The sequence below is a fragment of the Streptomyces solincola genome (assembly GCF_002982015.1).
Taxonomy (GTDB): domain Bacteria; phylum Actinomycetota; class Actinomycetes; order Streptomycetales; family Streptomycetaceae; genus Streptomyces; species Streptomyces solincola.
Genome location: NZ_PVLV01000537.1, coordinates 1 through 1091, shown reverse-complemented (window position 1 = coordinate 1091; position 1091 = coordinate 1). Strand labels below are relative to the sequence as shown.

At 76.2% G+C, this 1091-nt stretch carries 1 protein-coding gene and 1 pseudogene; both read right to left on the bottom strand.

Annotation, left to right across the window (positions count from 1 at the left end; all coding sequences use genetic code 11):
• Positions 1-25: 25 nt before the first annotated feature.
• Entirely contained in the window at positions 26-841 is an 816-nt protein-coding gene (locus C6N75_RS26660) for a TIGR03084 family metal-binding protein (RefSeq protein ID WP_105871433.1), read from the bottom strand.
• A gap of 32 nt (positions 842-873) precedes the next feature.
• A pseudogene (locus C6N75_RS26655) lies at positions 874-1091 on the bottom strand (hypothetical protein); the annotation flags it as partial.

Below are 1091 nucleotides of genomic sequence, written 5' to 3'. Positions count from 1 at the left end.
GGCCGGTGAGGCGGTCACGGGGCGGTCAGTGGTCGCAGTGCGGGTGGGCGAACTGGCCGGGGGCGCGGCCCTCGCCGGCCGGGCCGCGGTAGGCCTGGGCGATGTCCAACCAGCGGTCGGCCTCCTCGCCGGTGGCGGTGAGCGCCAGGTCGTCGCGGTGCCGGCGGCGGGTGACCAGCAGGCAGAAGTCCTCGGCGGGGCCGCAGACCCGGTCGGTCGCGTCCTCGGGGCCGTACGCCCACAGCTCGCCGTTGGGGGCGGTCACCTCGATCCGGAAGGGCGCGGCCGGCGGGGTGAGGCCGCGCGAGAGGTAGCCGAAGTCGCGGGTGAGGAAGGCGAAGAAGACCAGGTGGCGCAGGCGCTCGGTGGGCTCGCGGCGCACCCCGAGCGCGTCGGCGATGTCCTGGCCGTGGCCGAAGACCTCCATGATCCCGGCGGAGGCGAGCACGGCCGGCGGCAGCGGGTTGACCAGCCAGGGCACCACCTGGTCGGCCGGGACGGCGGCCAGGGACTCCACCGACCGGCGGCCCAGGGCCCGGAAGCGGCCGAGGAGTTCGGCCGGCGGGAAGGCGTTGAACTGCTTGAGGGCGGCGTTGACCGCGCCGTCGAAGTCGCCGGCGGCCCCGGCGGCCAGCTTGGCGAAGCCCTCCGGGTCGGCGGCGGCGGTGCCGGCCAGGTGGAAGATGAAGGTGAGGTGGGCGATCTGGTCGGCGATGCTCCAGCCCGGGGCCGGGGTGGCGGTGTGCCAGCTCTGCTCGTCCAGGCCCTCGACGAGGCGGGCGGTCTCCTCGATGTCGGTGGCCAGGTCCTTGAGGACGTCGTTGAGGGTGACGGTGCTCATGGCGGTTCTCCTTCGGGAAGTGGTGCCGGTGGTCAGCGGGTGGGCGCGGGGGCGGTGAGCCGGGCGCCGATGCGTACGGCGGCGGTGAGCGCGGCCCAGGAGGCCAGCTCGACCAGGGCGCGGTCGCCGGGGTGGGCGGCGCGGAAGGCGGTGAGGTCGTCGTCGGTGGTCTGGTGCGGGCTCAGGGCGGTCAGCAGGGCGAGGCGGGCGGCGGCGCCGGGGGTGAGCGTGGCGCCGGTGTCGGGGCGCA